21 protein-coding genes are annotated in these 22,692 nt (G+C 37.2%); 11 read left to right on the forward strand and 10 right to left on the reverse strand.

What is annotated here, in order from left to right; genetic code table 11:
* Window positions 1-19: 19 nt before the first annotated feature.
* The 4 genes from ACNR9Q_RS11820 to aroB all read right to left on the reverse strand — a co-directional run bounded on the left by ACNR9Q_RS11820 (window position 20) and on the right by aroB (window position 5,563).
* Window positions 20-2,458, reverse strand: a complete 2,439-nt coding sequence (locus ACNR9Q_RS11820) for a TonB-dependent receptor (RefSeq protein ID WP_419211423.1) — start codon at window positions 2,456-2,458, stop codon at window positions 20-22.
* On the reverse strand, window positions 2,446-3,570 hold the full coding sequence (locus tag ACNR9Q_RS11825) for a DUF4249 domain-containing protein (protein ID WP_419211424.1): 1,125 nt from the start codon (window positions 3,568-3,570) through the stop codon (window positions 2,446-2,448). Before ACNR9Q_RS11825 ends, ACNR9Q_RS11820 begins: the two co-directional genes overlap by 13 nt.
* Before the next feature lie 479 nt (window positions 3,571-4,049).
* Entirely contained in the window at window positions 4,050-4,391 is a 342-nt protein-coding gene (locus ACNR9Q_RS11830) for a hypothetical protein (RefSeq protein ID WP_419211425.1), read from the reverse strand.
* Window positions 4,392-4,501: 110 nt separating this feature from the next.
* Complete coding sequence (aroB, locus tag ACNR9Q_RS11835; RefSeq protein ID WP_419211426.1) at window positions 4,502-5,563, reverse strand: 3-dehydroquinate synthase; 1,062 nt, start codon at window positions 5,561-5,563, stop codon at window positions 4,502-4,504.
* A 115-nt stretch (window positions 5,564-5,678) separates the two neighbouring features.
* On the opposite strand from aroB, the gene ACNR9Q_RS11840 reads away from it, so the two are divergent.
* Window positions 5,679-6,845, forward strand: a complete 1,167-nt coding sequence (locus ACNR9Q_RS11840; RefSeq protein WP_419211427.1) for a proline dehydrogenase family protein — start codon at window positions 5,679-5,681, stop codon at window positions 6,843-6,845.
* Window positions 6,846-6,856: 11 nt separating this feature from the next.
* On the opposite strand, the gene ACNR9Q_RS11845 is transcribed toward ACNR9Q_RS11840, so the two are convergent.
* The 6 genes from ACNR9Q_RS11845 to ACNR9Q_RS11870 all read right to left on the reverse strand — a co-directional run bounded on the left by ACNR9Q_RS11845 (window position 6,857) and on the right by ACNR9Q_RS11870 (window position 11,706).
* Complete coding sequence (locus ACNR9Q_RS11845) at window positions 6,857-7,243, reverse strand: DUF4258 domain-containing protein (protein WP_419211428.1); 387 nt, start codon at window positions 7,241-7,243, stop codon at window positions 6,857-6,859.
* A 78-nt stretch (window positions 7,244-7,321) separates the two neighbouring features.
* On the reverse strand, window positions 7,322-8,521 hold the full coding sequence (locus ACNR9Q_RS11850; RefSeq protein WP_419211429.1) for an alanine dehydrogenase: 1,200 nt from the start codon (window positions 8,519-8,521) through the stop codon (window positions 7,322-7,324).
* A 97-nt stretch (window positions 8,522-8,618) separates the two neighbouring features.
* Window positions 8,619-8,987 (reverse strand): hypothetical protein, encoded by a 369-nt coding sequence (locus tag ACNR9Q_RS11855; RefSeq protein WP_419211430.1) that lies wholly within the window; start codon window positions 8,985-8,987, stop codon window positions 8,619-8,621.
* Window positions 8,988-9,381: 394 nt separating this feature from the next.
* Window positions 9,382-9,513, reverse strand: a complete 132-nt coding sequence (locus ACNR9Q_RS11860) for a hypothetical protein (RefSeq protein WP_419211431.1) — start codon at window positions 9,511-9,513, stop codon at window positions 9,382-9,384.
* A gap of 231 nt (window positions 9,514-9,744) precedes the next feature.
* On the reverse strand, window positions 9,745-10,152 hold the full coding sequence (tsaE, locus tag ACNR9Q_RS11865) for a tRNA (adenosine(37)-N6)-threonylcarbamoyltransferase complex ATPase subunit type 1 TsaE (RefSeq protein ID WP_419211432.1): 408 nt from the start codon (window positions 10,150-10,152) through the stop codon (window positions 9,745-9,747).
* Between the two features lie 9 nt (window positions 10,153-10,161).
* Window positions 10,162-11,706 (reverse strand): PglZ domain-containing protein, encoded by a 1,545-nt coding sequence (locus tag ACNR9Q_RS11870; protein WP_419211433.1) that lies wholly within the window; start codon window positions 11,704-11,706, stop codon window positions 10,162-10,164.
* Window positions 11,707-11,793: 87 nt separating this feature from the next.
* Between ACNR9Q_RS11870 and ACNR9Q_RS11875 the strand changes: the two genes are divergently transcribed.
* From ACNR9Q_RS11875 to ACNR9Q_RS11920, 10 genes are all read left to right on the forward strand, one after another.
* Window positions 11,794-13,023 carry an HD domain-containing protein gene (locus ACNR9Q_RS11875; RefSeq protein ID WP_419211434.1) on the forward strand — a complete coding sequence of 410 codons (1,230 nt, stop codon included), beginning with the start codon at window positions 11,794-11,796 and terminating at the stop codon, window positions 13,021-13,023.
* A 23-nt stretch (window positions 13,024-13,046) separates the two neighbouring features.
* The gene (gene lpxD / locus ACNR9Q_RS11880; RefSeq protein WP_419211435.1) at window positions 13,047-14,063 is read left to right on the forward strand and encodes a UDP-3-O-(3-hydroxymyristoyl)glucosamine N-acyltransferase; all 1,017 of its coding nucleotides are present in this window, start codon (window positions 13,047-13,049) and stop codon (window positions 14,061-14,063) included.
* A gap of 2 nt (window positions 14,064-14,065) precedes the next feature.
* Complete coding sequence (locus tag ACNR9Q_RS11885; RefSeq protein ID WP_419211436.1) at window positions 14,066-15,463, forward strand: bifunctional UDP-3-O-[3-hydroxymyristoyl] N-acetylglucosamine deacetylase/3-hydroxyacyl-ACP dehydratase; 1,398 nt, start codon at window positions 14,066-14,068, stop codon at window positions 15,461-15,463.
* A 1-nt stretch (window position 15,464) separates the two neighbouring features.
* A complete protein-coding gene (lpxA, locus tag ACNR9Q_RS11890; RefSeq protein ID WP_419211437.1) occupies window positions 15,465-16,250 on the forward strand; it encodes an acyl-ACP--UDP-N-acetylglucosamine O-acyltransferase in 786 nt (261 codons plus the stop codon).
* Window positions 16,251-16,298: 48 nt separating this feature from the next.
* Complete coding sequence (efp, locus tag ACNR9Q_RS11895; RefSeq protein ID WP_419211438.1) at window positions 16,299-16,865, forward strand: elongation factor P; 567 nt, start codon at window positions 16,299-16,301, stop codon at window positions 16,863-16,865.
* Window positions 16,866-16,900: 35 nt separating this feature from the next.
* Window positions 16,901-17,836 (forward strand): UDP-3-O-(3-hydroxymyristoyl)glucosamine N-acyltransferase, encoded by a 936-nt coding sequence (locus ACNR9Q_RS11900; RefSeq protein WP_419211439.1) that lies wholly within the window; start codon window positions 16,901-16,903, stop codon window positions 17,834-17,836.
* Between the two features lie 71 nt (window positions 17,837-17,907).
* A complete protein-coding gene (sucD, locus tag ACNR9Q_RS11905) occupies window positions 17,908-18,783 on the forward strand; it encodes a succinate--CoA ligase subunit alpha (RefSeq protein WP_419211440.1) in 876 nt (291 codons plus the stop codon).
* A 103-nt stretch (window positions 18,784-18,886) separates the two neighbouring features.
* Window positions 18,887-19,636, forward strand: coding sequence for a 3-oxoacyl-[acyl-carrier-protein] reductase (gene fabG / locus ACNR9Q_RS11910; protein ID WP_419211441.1), 750 nt, complete (start codon window positions 18,887-18,889; stop codon window positions 19,634-19,636).
* 68 nt (window positions 19,637-19,704) lie between these two features.
* Window positions 19,705-21,732, forward strand: a complete 2,028-nt coding sequence (locus tag ACNR9Q_RS11915) for a VWA domain-containing protein (RefSeq protein ID WP_419211442.1) — start codon at window positions 19,705-19,707, stop codon at window positions 21,730-21,732.
* 12 nt (window positions 21,733-21,744) lie between these two features.
* A complete protein-coding gene (locus tag ACNR9Q_RS11920) occupies window positions 21,745-22,560 on the forward strand; it encodes a prohibitin family protein (RefSeq protein WP_419211443.1) in 816 nt (271 codons plus the stop codon).
* Window positions 22,561-22,692: the final 132 nt, after the last annotated feature.

Genomic DNA, 22,692 nt, shown 5'->3' on the forward strand with positions numbered 1-22,692 from the left:
AGTGTCCAAGAATGTAAATTTAATCAAAAACAAAATTATAGGTTAGGGAGAAAATTGGACTGTTCATTATAGTAAGTTCATAAGATCCTAAGGGACTTCCTAAAAAAATGTCGGAATTAACGTCGCCATTTCGTTGCGTATAATAAACGTTGTACTGGTTTTTTCTTGCGTATAAGTTGTAAACGGTAAAAGTCCAATCGCCCACCCAACGTCTATTCAATTTCTTACTATATTTTATTTTCCATGAAAGATCTAGGCGATGATAGGGCTTTAATCGAGCATTATTTCGCTCAAGATATACAGGAACATTTATGCCTTCTAGATTAAAATAACCATTGGCAATCGTATATGGACGGCCTGTTTGTGCTGTAAAATTAAAGCTCAATGTATTGTATTGGTCTCCTTCAAAATTTACTGTGCCATTAAAAACGTGTGGTCTGTCAAAATCAGAAGGATACCATAGGTTGTTGTTGACCCTGTCGGCCAACTTCACACTCTCTGTTTTTAAAAAACTTCTAGACCAAGTATAATTTAACCACCCATTGACATTTCCATTTGGTTTTTTTAAACTGAATTCTACTCCGTATGCTTTGCCTTTAGCTTGTACTACGTCTCTTTCCAAAAACTTTTCTAAAAAGAAATCAGCCCCAGGTTTATAGGTTAAATTATTATCTGAATTTCTGTAATACCCCTCAACACCAAGTTCTAAATTATTATGGTCTAGGTTCTGATAAAGACCAATACTGTACGTGTCGCTTCTTTGCGGTTCTATATTGGGATCAGAAGTTTTCCATCTAGATGTGGGTAAAGGTGTAGTTGAATTATAAATATTTTGCAAATATTGATTTAAACGGGCATAGCTAACTTTTACAGAAGTGTTTTCGGATATTTTAAAATTAGCTCCTAATCTGGGTTCTAGCGCGCTATACATTTTAACCTTGTCTCCTTTGTCAAATTCTATGACACTAGTGATTTCTTCGGTATTTTCATCAAAAGTAGCTTGTGTATAAGGCCCAACAAGTGTGAAGTTCGTAAACCTGAGTCCTCCTGAAAGCGTTAGTGGTTTAAAAGGATTCCAATTAACGTTGGCATAGGCTGATAATTCATAGCTGTTTTCTTCATCCAAGGAGACGGGAAGAACACTATTTGCACTACCGGGATCTAGTTTTCCCGGCTTTATTTTGTATTTATTGCCTTGTATTCCTGCATAATAATCTATTCTATCGTTTAGTTTGTGATTGTACTCGGAGAAGATACTCAGAAAGTTAATTTGAGATTCATATTCTATTACATTGCTTTTATCACTTTCAGGAAATAGTGTTTTTGGGGTGTATTTACTATTTAAAATGACAGTTCTTAAACTAGAATTCTCATTAAATGAATGAATCCAGTTGATAGTGTTATTAAGAGTTTTAAAATCATATTGATTGCTTTTGGCATTAATGTTTTCGATTTGGGCAATCAAATCGAGTTGGTAAAAATCTTTACTGTAAAAATTAGTAAAGGAAATTTGGTCTTTATCAGTGGGGAGGTAAAGTAGCTTAATGGTATGATCATAGAACCGAGCTTTCGTTTTTTGCAATCGTTTTGATACTATGGGTAAAAGAAAATCAGTAAATCCGGCCCTAGTGCCCGCATATAACATAAGTTTATCTTTTATAATGGGTGTTTCTAAAGACAGTCTGCTTGAAACTAAGCCAATTCCTCCACTTAATTTGAGTTTATCTACATAAGGATTTTTAACTTTTACATCGAGAACAGATGTAGTTCTTCCTCCATATCGTGCTGGAATGTTTGCACGATAGAGATCTACAGAAGAAATAGCCTCGGGTGTAAAAACAGAAAATAAGCCGAACAAATGCGTTGGGTTAAAAACTGGAGCATAATCATATAATAATAGATTCTGATCTAGAGACCCCCCTCTAACCGATAGTCCATTACTTATTTCTCCTGCATTGTTAACACCAGGTAACAATGTCATACCCCTTAGAATATCGACCTCTCCAATTGCTGCGGGAATTTTTATTAGTTGTTGGGAAGTCAATTTAACAGCTCCCATTTGAGGTGTTTCTAATTGGTCACTCACTCTTTTCGCACGCAATACCACTTCAGAGAGCTCCTCCTGCTCTTCGCTTAGAAGTAAAGTTAGTGTGATGTCTTTGTCGAGTAAAATCTCGCTTTCTATAGTTTTAAAACCTATAAATGATATTCTCGCATGATACGTTTTATCAGGTAACGTAATGTTGAATTCGCCATTACTATCTGTAACTCCACCACAGGCACACGGTGTTAAAATTATCTGTACATCTTCAATAGGTTTATTGGTGATGTTTTCACGTATTTGAAAAGATAACGTGTGTTCTTGTGCTGTACTAAAAGTTGTAACAAATAAACAGAGAATAAATATTGAAAACCAGTTTTGAAGTTGCTTCATTTGTTCAAATATTATTCTATCCATCCTTCTGGTTCTATAGAGGTTCTATATCTGCTTTCTTCACATGGTGCTTTATCATAAATAGGCCCAGGTCCTGTTGGGGGTGGTTCAGGGTTAGGTGTTATTCTATTAATGATTGGGCTCTCTTCTATCATAGTTCGATCTATCATTACCGTTTGCGTAAATGCAGATGATGCCGTAAACCTTCCCAATACATATTCGTTTGAATCTTCTGGATTAAACATATTCCCTATAAGGGCTACTGGTAGTGGTGCATTAAACCCTCCATTATTATCGACCAGGTCTTTTATCGTCTGATAATATTCATATGCTTTTGGGGTAAGTGAAAATTGCTGTATCTCTACCAATATTTTGGTTTTTCTAGTTAATAGCACATTGGCTATTGGCAATGAAGCGGTAGTACTTCCATTGGATAACTTATCTGAAAAGATTTGGATTTCATTTCCATATTCAATTTGCCAACACTCAGAATCACAATAATAGGTATAGTAGTCCACCATGGGCGCGTCAATGCATTCATTGTTTCTGAATTTACCCTTATAACATATTTTACAGATCTGCACCTTGTCATAAGTTTTATAGCGCCAATAATAGTAATTCGTTTGATCTGCAGGATCGTCAAAGGTTATCGCTACTTCATGCCCGGGAACGTATTTTTCGTAATCTTCGACAAACGCTAACTGCTTATCATATCTAATACTTATGTCTTTTACGGGTACAGAAGGATTTATTGTTTCAATTTCTGAAAGATATTTTTCACCATTAGGTAAATTGGCCTCTAAATACCATTTTTGACCTATCTCGCCTTTGAAGTTGGCGGCAGGTATGTATTGTGCATTATCTTCATCTTCAAATAATTGTATTTTTTCTTTAGAATCTACATTTATAAAAAATATAGTAGCACCACTAACAAAAATATTTCTGTAGTAAAAGGCAACATCAGACTCTGTTATTGTAACATAAGATGACCCTTCGGTAGTTCCCACAAAGCCATCAATGTAAATCATTCCTCCAATAAATTCATATTCGGGAGTGACCGGGTTTGTGCAAGTCCATAATAAGAAGGATAATGAAATCAGTTTAATGAAACGCTCAAATTTTGTTTTGGTCGGCATAAATAAGCAGTTTCTCAAATCTAATAATAAATACTTTAGGTGACGTATGAAGCTTCTATGAAATTAACATACTGATTTAAATACCAGATTGTTATAGGTATGAATGTGTTTCAATACACCTATTTTGAATTGTTATTTGCATTTATAAAAAGAGCATGTACTTTTGCTCTATAAAGGATGAAAACTTATGCAGGAAGAGCATGATTATTGTAAAACATGCTAAAGCTATTTTTGAGCGAAAAAGAATTTATCAATTCCTCTCAAATTTATATGTATGTTACTTTAAACATTGGGAAGCAGGGTAACCTATATGATGATAGATAGTTTTACAACTCAAAACAGCTATAGTTTAAACTAAAAACGATATACTACCAACGATTGATGACAAACCAGTGAATAAATTGGGGCAATTATAAACCTATCTATTATACAATAGATTCTTTAATACGGATTAGGAATTAGCAAAATACCATGGAGTCTTACTCCATATCAAAGTCGAATTCAGATTCCGGTTCCCTTTCAAAGTTTAGATACAGCGCATTGGCCATATCTTCGGCCTGCATAATTTCTTCTGCAGTTTTTATTTCTAATTCCTTTTCGCTGCTTTCTTCGAAATTGGCAATGAAGTTAGAAAGGTTTTTACTGATTTTTACTAAATAAAGTGTGTCTTCGGTTTTAAGCTGTACCGCTTCAACCATCTCTCCCTGTAAGTTTTTAAAAGTGATTATATCTTCATCGCCATATCCATAAGGATAGGTATCTATTAAAAGTGATGCTAATTTGTGGTCTAATTTGCGGTAATCGATAAGTCGTCTGGTCATAACTAATTTATTTTAAGATGGTTACTTGGTTGCTTCATCCTAAACTAGTCATAAAACCTAAAGTTTATCTCAAAGAGTTGTGAAACTGCACTTATTGGTATGTGAAGTTTTTAATCTTTGTAGTATGCGAATGCCTCGGTAAATAATTCTACCGGAATTTCAATATCTACTTCAGGCTTTCCGATATTTTTTAGCAACACGAAATTCACTTTCCCATGCGAATTTTTCTTGTCATATTTCATCAACTTCAAAATATTGGTGATGTCTTCGTCGGAAAATGAAACTTTCTCATAGCGACTAATAAAGGTATCTTTTATATCCTTCAGAGTATTTTCACTTAGCCCCGATAGTTTCGTCGATAAATAAGCTTCTAAAATAATTCCAATGGCAATGGCCTCTCCGTGTAATAACATTTCCTTTTCTTCATTCTCCAAAAAATAGGATTCGATGGCATGGCCTAAGGTATGTCCAAAATTCAAAATTTTCCGTACGCCTTGCTCTGTAGGGTCTTGTAAAACCACTTTATTCTTGATTTGAACCGAGGTAAGAATAAAATCTTTCATATCGGTTAGACTTTCTGCCCTTTTTAGCGATTCCCAATAGGATTCATTCTGGATAAGTCCGTGCTTTAACATTTCAGCAAAACCGCTTCTAACTTGCCGAAAATCCAGCGTATCCAAAAAATCTGGGAATATTAAAACCATTACTGGTTGATTAATGACACCTATTTGATTTTTTAAAGATCCTAGATCCACACCTGTTTTACCGCCCACGGAAGCATCTACCATTGAGAGCAAAGTGGTAGGAACATTAATGAAATTTATTCCCCTTTTAAAGGTAGAAGCTACGAATCCTCCTAAATCGGTAAGCACACCGCCTCCTAAATTGATTAAGATGCTTTTTCTATCGGCATCCAATTCTGATAAGGCCTCCCAAACTCCGACACAGGTTTCAATATTTTTATTCACCTCACCAGATTCAATTTCTATGATTTCAAAATGATAATCCCCATTAATCTCTGCCATAAACTGAGGTAAACATAATTCATGGGTGTTTTCATCAACTAGTATAAAAACTTTAGAATAGGATTTTTCTTCAAGATGTTTGTTTAACGATTCAAAGGCCTTCTCATTGAAATGTACGGCGTATGAATCTGAAATTATGGATTGCATTAGGAAACAGGATTAGCTTAATATTGAATTCTTTTGGACACAAAATAAAGGTTATTTTTAGTCTTAGGAATAGAAAATCTGTGTTTATATTTGCCCGCTATTGAAAAAAAACAAAATGGATCGAATCTTTGATAATACTGCGACCGCTTTCTCCTTAAAATCAGACTCCGAACTAGAAAGAGCCTATTTCCTCTTTAAAATGATTTCTCATGAACCATTGGTAAAGATGGGTTCTGCTATCACCAACTTTGCGTTTAAGGCTCATTTACCGGTCGAAAGTTTAATCAAGGCTACTGTTTTTGATCATTTTTGTGGAGGGGTAAATGAAGAGGATTGTCTTCCAGTTGTCGACCGCATGTGGGAGAAGGGAGTAAGCTCTGTCTTAGATTATTCTGTTGAAGGTAAGGACCAAGAAGATCCTTTCGACAATGCAACTGATATGATCTTGAAAATACTCGATTTTGTAAAGGAAAAAGAAGCCATCCCGTTTGCGGTCTTTAAACCTACAGGATTTGGACGTTTTGCATTATACCAAAAAATAGGGGAGAAGAAAGCTCTTACGGAAAATGAAAAGGCAGAATGGCAACGTGTCGTGAACAGGTTCGACAAAGTCTGCAAAAAGGCTCATGACCTAGAAGTTTCCTTATTGATTGACGGAGAAGAAAGTTGGATGCAAGATGCAGCTGATGACCTTGCCGAGACGATGATGCGTAAATACAACAAGAAGAAAACAATTGTTTTCAACACATTACAAGCGTATCGATGGGATCGTTTACCCTATTTAAAGTCACTACATGAACGCGCATTGGCCGATGGCTTTAGGGTAGGTATGAAAGTCGTACGAGGAGCTTACATGGAAAAAGAAAACGAAAGAGCAGAAGAGAAAGGATATCCAACACCTATTTGTAAAAGTAAGGCCGAAACGGATGAAAATTTCAACGAAACCATTCGTTATATGATCAATAATCTGGATACGCTTTCTATTTTTTCGGGTACCCATAATGAAGAAAGTTGTTATATGCTGATGGATTTGATGGAGAAAAAAGGACTGGAGAAAAATAATGATTTCATTTGGTTCGGTCAATTATATGGAATGAGCGATCATATTTCCTTCAACCTTGCAGCGAATGGATATAATGTTGCAAAATACCTTCCTTTTGGACCCGTACGTGATGTTATGCCTTACTTGATACGAAGAGCGGACGAGAATACATCTGTAGCAGGACAGACTAGTAGAGAATTATCGCTGCTGAAGAAAGAGCGCAAACGCAGAAAAATGTAATCTTTTTTAATTTACTTAGTCTCAATCTTTTGGATTGTAGCTTTGTCGGAACAGTTTTTCACTGTAAATGTCCATTCTTTGTTTTTTAATTCAGAATCGACGATATAGGTTTTACAAGGGACGGACTTGGTGTCACTCTTACTGAAATCTACGTTTCCTTGTGTAAGGATGTAGGCAACATCTAATGAATCCAGTTGATATTCTACCAATTGCCTTTTTGCATCGTCAACATAATATATTGGCTTGGACCTGATATCCTTTAAGGTTCTGCAATTGGGGAAGTAACAAAAGTAGACCCCTGTTTCTTCAGATTTCTTTTTTAAGAACATGGTAAGGAAAACAATACCTATGGATAGCCCCACCAAATAAAAACCCAATCGTTTTAGAAAATCCATCATGTTACAACTAAAAAATGATAATTAAGAGGGCAAAATTATGCCTTTAAAAGAGATGACGAAAGGAAACGTGCCGCTATTCTAAAAAATCAGGAAATTAATATCGCTGTACTGAAGATCGAACCATTCTCCTACCGATTTATTGGTAAGGATACCATGGTACATATAAAGTCCGTTGCGCAAGCCCTTATCAAAACGAAGTGAATTTTCTAATCCACCATCTTCTCCAATTTTCAATAAATATGGGGTGAAAATATTGCTGATGGAAACCGATGCCGTTTTTGGATACCGTGATGGAATATTAGGTACGCCATAATGAATGACACCGAATTTTTCTCGTGTAGGTTTGTTATGGTCGGTTATTTCACTAGTTTCGAAACAGCCACCGGTGTCAATACTAACGTCGATAATTACTGCCCCTTTTTTCATATGTTCTACCATAGTACTTGAAACAACGATGGGCGAGCGATCTTTTCCTCTGGTAGCCCCAATAGCAACATCACAACGTTTTAAGGCTTTGAGTAAGTTTTTAGGTTGAATAGTCGATGTATAGACCGTTTGTCTTAAATGGGTCTGGATATTTCTAAGCTTCGTAATCGAGTTGTCAAAGACTTTAACATTAGCACCAAGACCTATTGCGGACCTTGCGGCAAATTCACCTACAGTACCTGCCCCGATGATTACTACTTCAACCGGTGGCACGCCACTAATATTACCGAACATTAATCCGTTTCCTTTATTATTCGCTGCCATTAGCTCGGCCGCAATTAAAACTGAGGATATTCCTGCTATTTCACTTAAAGACCTTACCGCAGGATATTTACCTTCTTCATCACGTATATACTCAAAGGCAATTGCTGTAATTCGTTTTCTGGCTATCTCTTCAAAGTACTCCTTATATTGAGTTTTTATTTGAAGTGCTGATATGATTACCGTCTGCGGATTTATAAAAGCAATCTCGGACAGGGTAGGGGGTTCGACTTTCAAAATTAAGGGGCAGGCAAAAACCTTTTTAGTATCCTTGGTTATCTCTCCACCAGCGGTGGTATAATCCATATCGGTGTAATTTGAACCCTCACCAGCGCCAGATTCTATCAACACACGGTGACCATTAGAGGTTAACGCATTAACAGCGTCGGGTGTGAGGCAAATTCTTTTTTCCTGATATTGATTTTCCTTAGGGATGCCGATAAATAAATCTCCTTTTTGTCTATAAACCTCTAGGGTTTCTTCTTGTGGGAGTAATTGTTGTTTACTAAACGGGGAAGTGGGTTGGCTCATTCGTAAAATGTACTTGTCTCAATCTGGGATTCGAAACTCAAATGTACAATTTTTAAGTAAATGAAAAATAAAGAGATTGACCTAGGGTTGTAGAGATTTAAAGTTTAAAATGCAACCAACCTTGTACACGCTCTTGTATCCCTTTAATCATGTTTTCAATATTACCTGTCGACAATTTAGTGTTCAATTCTTCGGAGATGGATTTTAGCTCTGTTTCTTCTAATTCTGAGGCTGTAGAAGAGGTAGGTGGATTTGAGGTTTGAATATCCTTTTGTTTCAATTCTTGAAGTTCAGCATCCATGGCTTCCAAATCAATACCATGAACGTGTTTATCATAAAGCTTTATACGTATAAAATACACAAAAGGAATGGTAATCATACATATTGGTATGATCCACCAGATATTATCAGTATCAATAACGTCATCTGAATCAAAAAATACCTCAAATAATTGAAAGGCGTACATTGAAATTGGAATTATGATGATATGATACCACCAATCTCTAGAAGTTAAGAACCAAAAAACAAGTAAATAAAGTGGTACAATTTTGGAAGTTAAGAACCATAAATAAGTAAGTGTATCCGGAAATCCATTATTACCAAAAGTTAATCCTAGAATGGATACATTTCCATTCGAATCATATGGTAGATAATCGTATGCTTTGTACAGGAATGGGGATATTGCAATAAAAAAAACTAATAAAGATTCAAGAAAAATCTTTTTTTTAGCCTTTTGTTTTTTCCTTTTAGTTACCATTAATAATTCAATTACTTAATGCTAACGGAAATATTAGAAGAATATTATTACAAAAAAAAGAGCAAGTTTATCTCGCTCTTTTTTGAATAACTATTTTCAATAGTTAAATTCTTTTTGTCAGGTTTTTCTTTTCAACGCTAAGTTGCTGATTATCTACATTAATAATCGGGGCAGCCATGGCTAAAAGAAATACACCTAATGCCAAAGAGGCAAGAAAAGTTCTTTTGTTCTTCATTTTCAAGGGATTTTTGGTTATACAAATATTTGTTCTAGTACAAACGTAAGAAATAATGTACAAACAAAACGCTATTAAACGATAAATTTTAGCATTTTAACGGATAAAGGAGTCTTTTTGTCGAAAAAAATGTATTTCATCGAAAAAAAAACAATAAAAATCGACTTTGAACGATGAACTCCCATTAAATTCTATCCATTATTTTCTATTAAATTTTCAGTATGTTGATTGTCAAAATATTAGTCTCCTTGTATTTTCATTGATGATCTCAATTCTAATGATTTGTATGTCGTCAGGAAGTAAATTGGGTATTTTCTCGGGCCATTCCATAAAAACCCATGTATTTGCATTTAAATAGTCTTCCAGCCCCATATCCAGAGCTTCAAATTCATCTTCTAACCGATAAAAATCAAAATGATAGGCTAAGGTGTTCCCTTCCAAATTTTCATACTCGTTCACCAACCCAAAGGTGGGACTGCTGACATTGTCTATTCCGCCTAATTCTTTGACTAAAGCTTTAATCAGGGTCGTTTTTCCTGCCCCCATTGGGGCATAAAAGGCTAATGTTCTGCTTTTTGCACTAGTGACAATTTGCTTTGAGATTTCACTCAACTCATTTTCAGTATAAATCAATTCCATCAAGTCAAATTATTTCGGCTCCAAAACTACAAAAGGTACAATCATTTCTTCCAAAGACACTCCGCCGTGTTGATAGGTGTTTCTATAATAGCCGACATAGTGGTTGTAGTTATTAGGGTAGGCAAAAAACAGGTCATTCTTTGCGAATATATAGGAACTACTCATATTGATACTAGGCAAATGGATGGATTTGGGGTCTTTAGCGGCGAAGACATCGTTCTTTTCAAACGTCAGGCTTTTGCCCGTTTTGTACCTGAGGTTTAAACTAGTATCACGGTCACCGACTACTTTTGAAGGAGATTTGACATTGATGGTTCCATGATCCGTGGTGATGATTAATTTAATGCCCAACTGTTGTGCTTGCTGAATAATTTCGAGCATCGGTGAATTCTTGAACCAGCTCGTTGTTAAAGAGCGATAGGCTTTATCGTTGGAGGCCAGTTCTTTTATCACTTCCATCTCTGTTTTAGAATGGGAGAGCATATCCACAAAATTGTAAACAATAACGGTCAGGTCGTTATCTTTTTGAGATTTGAAATTCTGGCTCAACTGCTTACCTTGTTTAAGGCTACTTATTTTATGGTATTCCCATTTCAAATTGAGTCCCAAGCGTTTAAGTTGTGCTTCCAGAAATTTATCCTCAAATAGGTTTTTGCCTCCTTCGTCCGTATCGTTTTTCCACCAGTCCGGATATTTTTTTTCCATATCCAATGGTGTCAACCCCGAAAAAATAGCATTACGAGCATATTGGGTTGCCGTAGGTAGAATACTGAAATAGGATTCCTCTTTTTTCTTTTTATAAAATGAACTTACGGTATCCTCGAAGGCATACCATTGATCATACCTTAAATTATCGACCACTATCAATAAGGTTTTTTGGTCTTTGATTTCTGGGGCTATCCAGTCCTTAAACAACGTGTGGGACATGACGGGAGCATCGGCATCGGTAAACCAATCTACATAATTTCGATCTACGAACTTACCAAACTGTTGGTTGGCTTCGGTTTTTTGTGATTCCAATATTTCGAACATTCCACTGTCTTCAATCTCTTCCAATTGCAATTCCCAATAGATCAATTTTTTATAAAGGTCAGCCCATTCTTGGTAACTGTTCACCATAGAGAGATCCATCGCAATTTTTCGAAACTCCTGTTGGTAATTGCTGGTCGTTTTTTCGGATATCAATCTTGAATGATCCAGATTTTTTTTCAGGGATAGTAAAATCTGATTCGGATTCACCGGTTTTATAAGATAGTCAGCTATCTTGGAGCCAATGGCTTCTTCCATAATAAATTCCTCTTCACTTTTGGTAATCATTACTACGGGTAATGAACTGTCGATCGCCTTAATTTCCGACAAGGTTTCCAATCCCGATATTCCGGGCATATTTTCATCCAAAAAAACAATATCAACACTGTTGGCCGTCAATTCTTCTAATGCTTCCTGACCACTTTGACAGGTGAGTACTTCATAGTTTTTAGCTTCTAAAAAAAGGATATGGGGTTTAAGTAAATCAATTTCATCATCTACCCACAATATTTTTATCTTGTTCATTGAATTATTTATTTGGAAATTATCAAATTTTATGCTGATGCTTTTGTATAACTTTGAACTGTTAATTTCAGAAAAGCCAGTTCTATCTTGAAGACATCAAACAAACTGAAAATTTTTAATGATCCAATTTACGGATTTATTAGAATCCCCAATACCCTTATTTTTGACCTCATTGCCGATCCCTATTTTCAGAGATTACGTAGAATATCTCAAATGGGACTTTCCTATTTAGTATATCCAGGGGCTCATCATACCCGCTTTCATCATGCACTAGGTTGCATGTATCTAATGCAAAAATCGATACAAGTACTTCGTTTCAAGGGTATTGAAATCACTGATGAAGAGGAGAGCGGACTTCTATGCGCCATTCTGTTGCATGATATCGGTCACGGGCCTTTTTCGCATGCGATGGAACATAGCATCGTAGAAGGAGTCAGTCATGAGTTTATTTCCCTTCAGTTTATGAAAGAACTCAATGAGCGATTTAACGGAAGTTTAACGGTGGCCATTTCCATTTTTAGCGGTAAGCATCCGAAGAAATTTTTAAACCAATTGGTTTCAAGTCAGTTGGACATGGACCGATTAGATTATTTAAAGCGTGATAGTTTCTATACTGGGGTAGCAGAAGGTAATACCAATGCCGAGCGTTTGATAACCATGTTAAATGTAGTTGACAGTAACCTAGTGGTTGAGGAAAAAGGGATATACTCTGTTGAAAAGTTTCTAATGGCCAGACGTTTTATGTATTGGCAGGTTTATCTACATAAGACCGGCGTAGTGGCAGAGCAACTATTAATCAGCATATTGAAACGCGCTCGCTTTCTAATTAAAGAAGGGATGACCTTAATCAGTAGCCGACCATTACATTATTTTTTATCCCATACTATCGATAAAGGTAATTTTGATAGATCGACCTTGGATCTATTTGCAAAATTAGATGATGTTGATATTCTATCGGCCTTAAAAGAATGGCAATACGTTGATGATTTTATATTATCTGAGCTTTGCAAAATGATCATAAACCGAAAGTTGTTACATATAAAGCTCAAAAAAGAACCTGTAAGCGAGGCTAAGTTCAGGGTCAAGTTTGAGAAAATCATGAAAAAGAATAATTTTTCAAATGAAGAAACGTCCTATTTTGTTTTTAAGGGAGAGTTAAAAAATAAAGCCTATGATCGTGAACATCAGAATATAAATATTTTAAGGAAAAACGGTAAGATCACAGATGTAGCAAAACTATCAGATCACCTAAATTTGAATGCGCTTTCGAAAACGGTGACCAAATATTATATGTGTTACCCAAAAGAAGCGGTTTAACAATTTTTCTTACTTTTGTGCCCATGATATTTACAGCTGGCCAGATTGCAGGTATTTTAGAAGGAGAAGTACATGGAAATCCAGATATTGCCGTGCATAAACTTGCTAAAATTGAAGAAGGGGAAGAAGGTTCCCTTACTTTTTTGGCCAACCCCAAATACACCTCGTTTATTTATAAGACTAAAGCTTCCATAACCATTGTGAATAGAAGTTTTATTCCAGAACACCATATTGATACTACCCTTATTAAAGTGGAGGATGCCTATAAATCTTTTTCTAAATTGTTGGAGTACTACAATCAGGTAAAGAACAACAAAGTAGGGATAGAAGAACCTGTTTTTAAATCTGAAACGGCCACGTATGGAACCGATTTATATCTAGGTGCATTTTCCTATTTGGGTAACAATGTGAAGTTGGGCGACAATGTAAAAATCTATCCCAATGTTTATATTGGTGATAACGTCCTCATTGGCGATAATGTTACCGTTTTCGCTGGCGCAAAGATTTATTCTGAAACTATAATAGGAAATAATTGTGTCGTACATAGTGGCGTGGTACTAGGAGCAGATGGTTTCGGTTTTACACCCAACGAACAAGGTGAATTTGCGAAAGTGCCCCAGACCGGTAATGTGATTTTAGAAGATAATGTGGATGTCGGGGCGGGTACGACCATTGATCGCGCTACCTTGGGGTCGACTATATTGCGAAAAGGGGTGAAATTGGATAATCAGATACAGATTGCCCATAATGTAGAAATAGGCGAACATACGGTAATTGCTGCTCAAACAGGTATCGCCGGATCTACCAAAATTGGAAAACACTGTTTAATCGGGGGCCAAGTGGGTATTGTAGGCCATATTATCATCGGAGATTACGTGAAAATCCAGGCCCAGTCCGGAATTGGGAGAAACATAAAGGATAAAGAGGTCTTACAAGGCTCACCAGCACTTAACTATGGAGATTTCAATAAATCATATGTTCATTTTAAGAATTTACCAAAAATAATTAGTAGAATCGACACTTTAGAAAAGAAGGATTGACGATGAGTACAACAAGCAAACAACGGACTATAAAGAAGGAAGTAAGCCTAACCGGAGTTGGTTTACATACCGGAAGTGATGTTACGATAAAATTTTTACCTGCAGATAAAAACCACGGTTACGCTTTTAAAAGGGTTGATTTGGAAGGAGCGCCGATCATACCCGCAGATGCAAACTTAGTGGTCAATACACAACGAGGTACGAATTTGGAAAAGAACGGGGTTAAAATACAAACATCCGAACACGTACTTGCCGCTTTGGTCGGTTTGGAAATCGACAATGTACTTATTGAACTAAATGCAGCCGAGCCTCCCATAATGGATGGTTCTTCCAAGTTTTTTGTAGAAGCGTTGGAAGAAGCTGGTATCGTTGAGCAAGATGCCCCTAGGGAAGAATATATCGTAAAAGAAGTCATTTCTTATAAGGATGAAGAAACTGGAAGCGAAATAACCATTATTCCTGCAGATTCTTACCAAGTAACGACCATGGTCGATTTTGGCACCAAAGTTTTGGGAACACAGAATGCAACCCTCGAAAGATTATCAGATTTCAAAAAAGAAATTGCAGATGCCCGCACCTTTAGTTTTTTACATGAACTTGAAATGTTACTGGAGAACGGACTCATAAAAGGGGGTGATCTGAATAATGCCATCGTTTACGTGGACAAGGAAATTTCTGAAGACACCATGAAAAAATTGGAAAAAGTCTTCAATAAGAAAAAACTTTCGGTTAAGGCAAATGGCATTTTAGATAATTTGACCCTTCACCAACCTAATGAGGCGGCACGTCATAAACTGTTAGATGTAATAGGGGATTTAGCTTTAACCGGCACAAGAATAAGAGGAAAAGTTATAGCGAACAAACCAGGTCATTTCATAAATACTCAATTTGCCAAAAAGCTTTCCCAAATAATAAAATTGGAAAAACGCAACAGTGTTCCAAAATATGATTTGAGCTTACCTCCATTGATGGATATCCATAAAATTATGGAGATGCTACCCCACAGGCCCCCATTCCTTTTAATAGACCGTATTCTTGAGCTTTCATCTGAACACGTGGTGGGGATGAAAAACGTCACCATGAACGAACCGTTCTTTGTAGGTCATTTTCCTGGCGCACCTGTTATGCCAGGTGTTCTGCAAGTAGAAGCAATGGCACAAACGGGAGGTATTTTGGTATTGAGCACGGTTCCTGATCCAGAAAATTACCTGACGCTTTTCATGAAGATAGATAAGGTGAAATTTAAAAGACAAGTGCTACCCGGTGATACCTTAATTTTCCACTGTAGTTTAATTACTCCGATTAGACGGGGAATATGTCACATGCAAGCCTATGCCTATGCCAATGATAAATTGGTCAGTGAAGCTGAAATGATGGCACAAATAGTTAAAAGAACATAACATGAATCAACCTTTGGCCTATATTCACCCGGGCGCTAAAATTTCCAAAAATGTTGTGGTTGAGCCCTTCACGACCATTCATAATAACGTTACTATTGGAGATGGCACATGGATTGGTTCTAATGTTACCATTATGGAAGGCGCTCGTATCGGAAAGAATTGCAATATTTTTCCTGGTGCCGTTATTTCAGCCTCTCCACAAGATTTAAAATATGAAGGGGAGGAGACAACCGTTGTTATCGGCGATAATACAACGATACGTGAATGTGCCACTATACACAAAGGTACCTCTGATCGTATGAAAACCGTTATTGGAAAGAATTGTTTGATTATGGCGTACTGCCATGTTGCGCATGATTGCTATGTGGGTGATAATTGTATTTTCTCGAATAACTCGACTTTGGCGGGTCATGTTACCATAGGCGATAATGTAATTCTTGCCGGGTTGGTTGCCGTACACCAATTTGTATCTGTTGGGCAACATGCATTTGTTACAGGCGGTTCTTTAGTACGTAAAGATGTACCTCCTTACGTTAAGGCGGCACGAGAGCCGTTATCTTATGTAGGCATCAATTCCGTAGGTTTAAGGCGTCGTGGTTTTGAATCGGAAAAAATTAGGGAAATACAGAATATTTATAGAATCCTGTATCAGAAAAATTATAACAATTCACAAGCAGTTCAGATAATCGAGGCAGAAATGGAAGCCACACCTGAACGTGACGAAATACTTCAATTCATTCGAGATTCACAACGTGGTATTATGAAAGGTTATTTTAGCAACAGCTAAATAAATTTTTCAAAAAAATTAAAATAACAATAGAAATAAATAATACAAATGGCTTCTACTTCAGATATACGAAAAGGGTTATGTATACGATACAATAACGATATTTATAAAATTATAGAATTTTTACATGTTAAACCAGGTAAAGGTCCGGCGTTTGTTCGTACCAAATTAAGAAGCGTTACCTCAGGTAAGGTTTTGGACAATACCTTTTCTGCAGGACATAAAATTGATGATGTCCGGGTAGAAACGCGGTCATATCAATACCTCTATCCCGAAGGTGATACCTATCATTTTATGAATACCGATGATTACAATCAAATTACCTTACAGGAGAGTTCTTTAGATGCACCCGGCCTTTTAAAAGAGGGAGAAGTGGTGACCATTCTTTTCAACACTGAGGATAGCATGCCTTTATCTGTGGATATGCCAGCGAGTGTAGTTTTAGAAGTAACGTACGCAGAACCAGGTGTAAAAGGAAATACAGCCACCAATGCCACTAAACCGGCAACTGTTGAAACAGGGGCAGAGGTTAATGTTCCTTTGTTCATCAACGAAGGTGATAAAATTAAAATTGATACCGCTACAGGCTCTTATATGGAGCGTGTTAAGGAATAATTTATCTGGACTCACTGTAAAATGCTTAAAAACTCTTGAAATTTCCCACTACATTTTCGTTGCAACAAATTGCGGCTATTATTTCATGCGATTTCGTTGGCGATGCCAATTTTCCTGTATTGGGAATGAACGAAATCCATGTGGTTGAAAATGGCGATATCGTTTTTGTGGATCATCCTAAGTATTATGAGAAGGCGCTGCATTCAAAAGCAACGGTCATTTTAATCAATAAAAAAGTCGATTGTCCGGACGGAAAAGCACTTTTAATTTCAGATGATCCTTTTAGGGACTTCAATAAGCTCACTACGTTTTTTCAACCATTCGTCGCTTCTTGTAGATCCATATCGAATTCCGCTAAAATTGGTAAGAATACCATAATTCAACCTAATGTCTTTATCGGCAACAATGTTCTTATTGGTGACAATTGTCTAATTCATGCAAATGTTTCTATCTATGACAACTGTATTGTGGGTAATAACGTAACCATACATGCGGGTAGTGTTTTGGGCGCCGATGCTTTTTATTATAAAAAGCGTCCAGAAGGTTTTGACAAGCTTATTTCGGGCGGTAGGGTCGTGTTGAAAGATAACGTCGATATCGGAGCCCTTTGTACGATTGATAGAGGGGTTACAGGAGACACTACCATTGGCGTCGGAACAAAATTGGACAATCAAGTCCATGTTGGTCACGATACCGTTATAGGTAAAAAGTGCTTGATCGCTTCCCAAACGGGAATAGCAGGTTGCGTAATTATTGAAGATGAAGTGACCCTATGGGGTCAAGTTGGTACCAATAGTGGAATAACCATAGGTAAGAACGCCGTTATTATGGGGCAGACTGGCGTTACAAAATCTGTAGCTGGTGGTAAGAGTTATTTTGGCACACCGGTAGAAGAATCTCGCGAAAAATTGAAACAATTGGCCTACCTAAAGAAAATTCCAGAAATAATTAGAAATATGGACAAGAAATAAGCGGGTTAATGCTTTAAAATTCATCGGCAAACCTATATTTTTGTGCAGTTAAAAATAAAAACTACAGTAGTATGAGCGTATTAGTAAATAAGGATTCCAAAATAATCGTGCAAGGTTTCACAGGTAGTGAAGGTACTTTTCATGCCGAACAAATGATTGAGTACGGTACTAATATCGTTGGAGGTGTTACACCAGGTAAAGGTGGACAAGAGCATTTAGGAAAACCTGTTTTCAATACGGTTGCCCAAGCTGTTGAGAAAGTAGGAGCAGATACTACGATTATTTTTGTTCCGCCAGCTTTTGCTGCAGATGCTATTATGGAAGCTGCCGAAGCAGGTATTAAAGTGATCATAACAATAACAGAAGGCATTCCTGTTGCCGATATGGTAAAGGTGGCAAACTACATCAAGAAAAGGGATTGTCGCTTAATCGGTCCTAACTGTCCGGGGGTTATTACACCAGGAGAAGCCAAAGTGGGTATTATGCCGGGTTTCGTATTTAAAAAAGGTACAGTTGGTATTGTTTCCAAATCAGGGACACTTACGTATGAGGCTGCAGATCAAGTGGTACGTCGAGGATTGGGAATTACCACAGCCATTGGTATTGGTGGTGACCCGATTATAGGAACAACGACTAAAGAAGCCGTAGAGCTTTTAATTAATGACCCAGATACACAATGTGTGGTGATGATCGGTGAGATTGGCGGACAGTTGGAAGCAGATGCTGCCCAGTGGTATAAAGCCAGTGGAAGTAAAAAACCGATTGTTGGTTTCATCGCGGGTGAAACGGCACCAGCTGGAAGAACAATGGGACACGCGGGAGCGATAGTAGGAGGTAGTGACGATACCGCACAGGCCAAAAAACGTATTATGCGTGAATGTGGTATTCATGTGGTGGATTCTCCAGCGGAAATAGGTTTGAAAGTAAAAGAAGTAATGGGTAAATAACCCCTATCGTTCATATAAAATCCCGTTTGTAGCGGGATTTTTTTTAGCCTATAAATCAAACAAAAGGTATATTTGGTAAACTAGCTTAGAAATTTATCGACTTATGAAATTATTAGAAGGAAAAAATGTTATTATAACTGGGGCAAGTAGGGGAATAGGAATGGGAATTGCCCAAGTATTCGCAGGCCATGGTGCCAATATCGCTTTTACCTACAGTTCTAGCGAAGCACCGGCACTACAATTAGAAAAAGAATTGACCGCCAAAGGGGTAAAAGCCAAGGCTTATAAAAGCAATGCCGCCGATTTTCAAGAAGCGGATGCTTTAGTACTTCATGTTTTAGAAGATTTTGGAGGTACTATAGATGTATTGATCAATAATGCAGGAATTACAAAAGATAACTTGTTAATGCGGATGTCCGAAGCTGATTTTGATGCGGTAATCGATACTAATTTAAAATCCGTCTTCAATATGACAAAAGCGGTACAACGTACCTTATTGAAGCAACGTAGTGGTTCTATCATCAATATGAGTAGTGTTGTTGGTGTAAAAGGAAATGCGGGTCAGACCAATTATGCAGCTTCTAAGGCAGGTATGATCGGATTCACAAAATCGGTTGCTCTTGAATTAGGATCGCGAAACATTCGTTGCAATGCCATTGCTCCAGGTTTTATTGAAACGGAAATGACCGAAAAACTGGATGAGAAAACGGTGCAAGGATGGCGCAATGCCATCCCATTAAAACGTGGTGGTTCTCCTGAAGATATTGCCAACGCATGCCTGTTTTTTGCATCGGACCTTTCTGCTTATGTAACAGGACAGGTATTGAACGTTGATGGTGGCATGTTAACATAATTCGTTTTTAAGGTTAATCGTTTATACTGTGTTATTCTCTATTCCCATAAAACATAATAGTTTAGTCCATGGAAACCATAACGGTATTGTATATAATTATTGCTGCTATTGTTGCCTTGGTACTTGTTGTACTACAGTATGTTTATAAACATAAGGCTAAAGGAAAGATTTATCTTCTTTTAGCCTTTTTTCGTTTTTTAGGGGTTTTCGGTATTTTACTATTACTTATAAACCCACAGTTTTCCCGAAAATCTTATGTGCTGCAAAAGCCTAATTTGGTGATTTTGGCCGATAATTCAAGTTCTGTTGGTGAAAGCGGGAAACAGCTTAAAGACCTTATTTACAGTCTAAAAAACACTCCGGAATTATCGAATAGATTTAAAATAAGCAGTTACCGATTTGGAAACGATTTGAATTCGTTGGATAGCCTTTCTTTTAACGAAAGAAACACCAATCTCTATAAGTCCCTCTCTTCATTAAAAAATGTTTTTGCCCGTGAAAAGACAGCTACTGTAGTACTATCTGACGGTAATCAAACAATTGGGCAGGATTACAGTTTTTTTAAACCAAAGCCTACCACCACTATTTATACGTTGGTATTGGGTGACACTACGCGATACAAGGACCTTTCAGTGGGACCTATTTTAACCAACAAATATGCTTTTCTGAACAATAAATTTCCCTTGGAAACCTACATTTCCTATCAGGGGAATACTCCTGTATCTCCTTCGGTATCTATAACCATGGATAATAAGGTGGTACACCGGGAGAATATAAAATTGGACCAAAAGAACAATTTAAGGTCCATTAGTACTCAAATCGATGCAAATTCCGTCGGAACTAAAACTATTCAAGTTCAGGTGACAACCTTACCCGAAGAGCGTAATACTTCTAATAATAAAAGGGAGGCCACGCTTGAGGTAATTGATGAAAAGACAAAAATTGCGCTCATTTCAGACATTTTACATCCCGATTTAGGAGTCTTGAAAAAGTCCATTGAAAGCAATGAACAACGGGCCGTATCAATCTTAAAACCTAATGTCGACGCAAAAACATTGGACGAGATGGATTTGTTCATTTTCTATCAGCCTACCATTGGTTTTAAAAATAGTATAGAGTTTGCAAAACGCAAGAACGCCAATACTTTTATCATTGCAGGAACCCATACCGATTACTTCTTTTTGAACCAGGCGGACCTTGGTTTTCAATTTGAAAACGGTTATCCGGTGCAAGAGGTTTTCGGACTGTTGAACAACGGCTTTAGCAAATATGATATTTCTTCCTTTGACCTGACCGATTTTCCTCCCTTACAAAGTGACGCAGGGCCGATTATCTTTGAACAGCCCTACGAATCTCTATTGGGAACCCAAATCAAAGGAATGGATGTGCAAAAACCGTTGTGGGCCACGTGGGAAAATTCTTCGAGAAAACAGACTATATTGTTAGGCGAAGGACTATGGAAATGGCGGATGCAAACCTATCGAAACACTGGGGACTTCCTTAATTTCGACGAATTTATGGGTAATCTTATTCGATATCTAACGAGCTCCAAAACTAAATCGAGGCTCAATGTGGATTATGAAAAGGTGTATGACGGGGCTTCCGCTGTTGTAATCACCGCTACTTATTTTGATGAAGCTTTTTTATTCGATCCAAATGCAAAAGTGAGCATAACGGTTACCAATGCGAAAACAAATAAAGAGAGTACCACCCCCATGGTTTTAAAGAATGGCTATTTTGAGGCCGACCTCTCCAACCTATTACCTGGTGAATATGTTTTTAAAGTAACGGTTGCTAACGCATCTAATACAGAAACAGGCTCGTTCGTCATCTCTGAATTTGATATGGAAAATCAGTTCGTATCCAGTGATAATGTAAAAATGAAACAATTGGCGATCGCTTCTGGCGGCAAACAATATTACCCTGCAGAGATAGAGGCGTTAAAGCAAGAGCTATTGACCAATAGTGAATACGTGCCAACCGAGATAAGCACTGAAAATGTTGTATCTTTGATAGAATTCAGAATACTTTTGGCTATCATAGCATTCGCTTTCGCAGCAGAATGGTTTATCAGAAAATTTAACGGACTAATATAAAAAATGAGACTAATGGATAAGTTACCAAAGATTGCCTTACCCGCAATATTTATTTTTATTGTACTGATTATTTTAATTTCAAAATCGACCGTTACGATTGACTCCGGTCAAGCCGGTGTTTTATATAAAACCTTTGGCGGGGGTGTAGTGACCGATGAGCCTCCGTTGGGAGAGGGGTTTCATTTAGTAGCTCCTTGGAATAGAGTAACGGTTTATGAAGTTCGTCAACAAGAGGTCCTTGAAAAAATGAACGTTCTTTCAAGTAATGGTTTGGATATTAAATTGGAAGCTTCTGCTTGGTTTGAACCTATTCGCCAAGATTTAGGGAAATTGCATCAGGAAAAAGGAGAAGACTATATTCAAAGAGTACTATTGCCCACGATTAGATCGGCGGCCCGTTCAGTAGTTGGGCGTTATACTCCAGAACAATTGTATTCTAGCAAAAGGGATGCAATTCAACAAGAGATTTATGACGAGACCCAAAAAATTGTAAGTGGTCAATACATTCAGCTGAATGAGATATTGGTACGTGACGTCACTTTGCCACCAACCATTAAAGATGCGATCGAGCGTAAATTAAAGCAAGAACAGGAATCTTTGGAATATGAGTTCCGTTTGGTGACCGCTAAAAAAGAGGCGGAAAAAGTAACGATTGAAGCACAAGGTAAGGCCGATGCCAACCGTATTTTAAGTGCTTCATTAAATGATCAGATATTGAAGGACAAGGGTATTGACGCAACTTTAAAATTAGCGGAGTCTCCAAATTCAAAAGTTATCGTAGTAGGTGGTGGAGAATCAGGTTTACCCTTGATTTTAGGAAACAACTAAAATTGTGTTAGGTTACGGGCAGTTGAAACCTTTTTGTTTGATTTTCAACTTTTCTTTTGTAAACTCGAAAATACCTTTTACTTTTACGGCAACATGAAAAACAGAACTACACATCATCATTTCCATACGTAC

The organism is Maribacter sp. X9 (genome assembly GCF_048537565.1).
In the GTDB taxonomy this organism is placed as follows: domain Bacteria; phylum Bacteroidota; class Bacteroidia; order Flavobacteriales; family Flavobacteriaceae; genus Maribacter.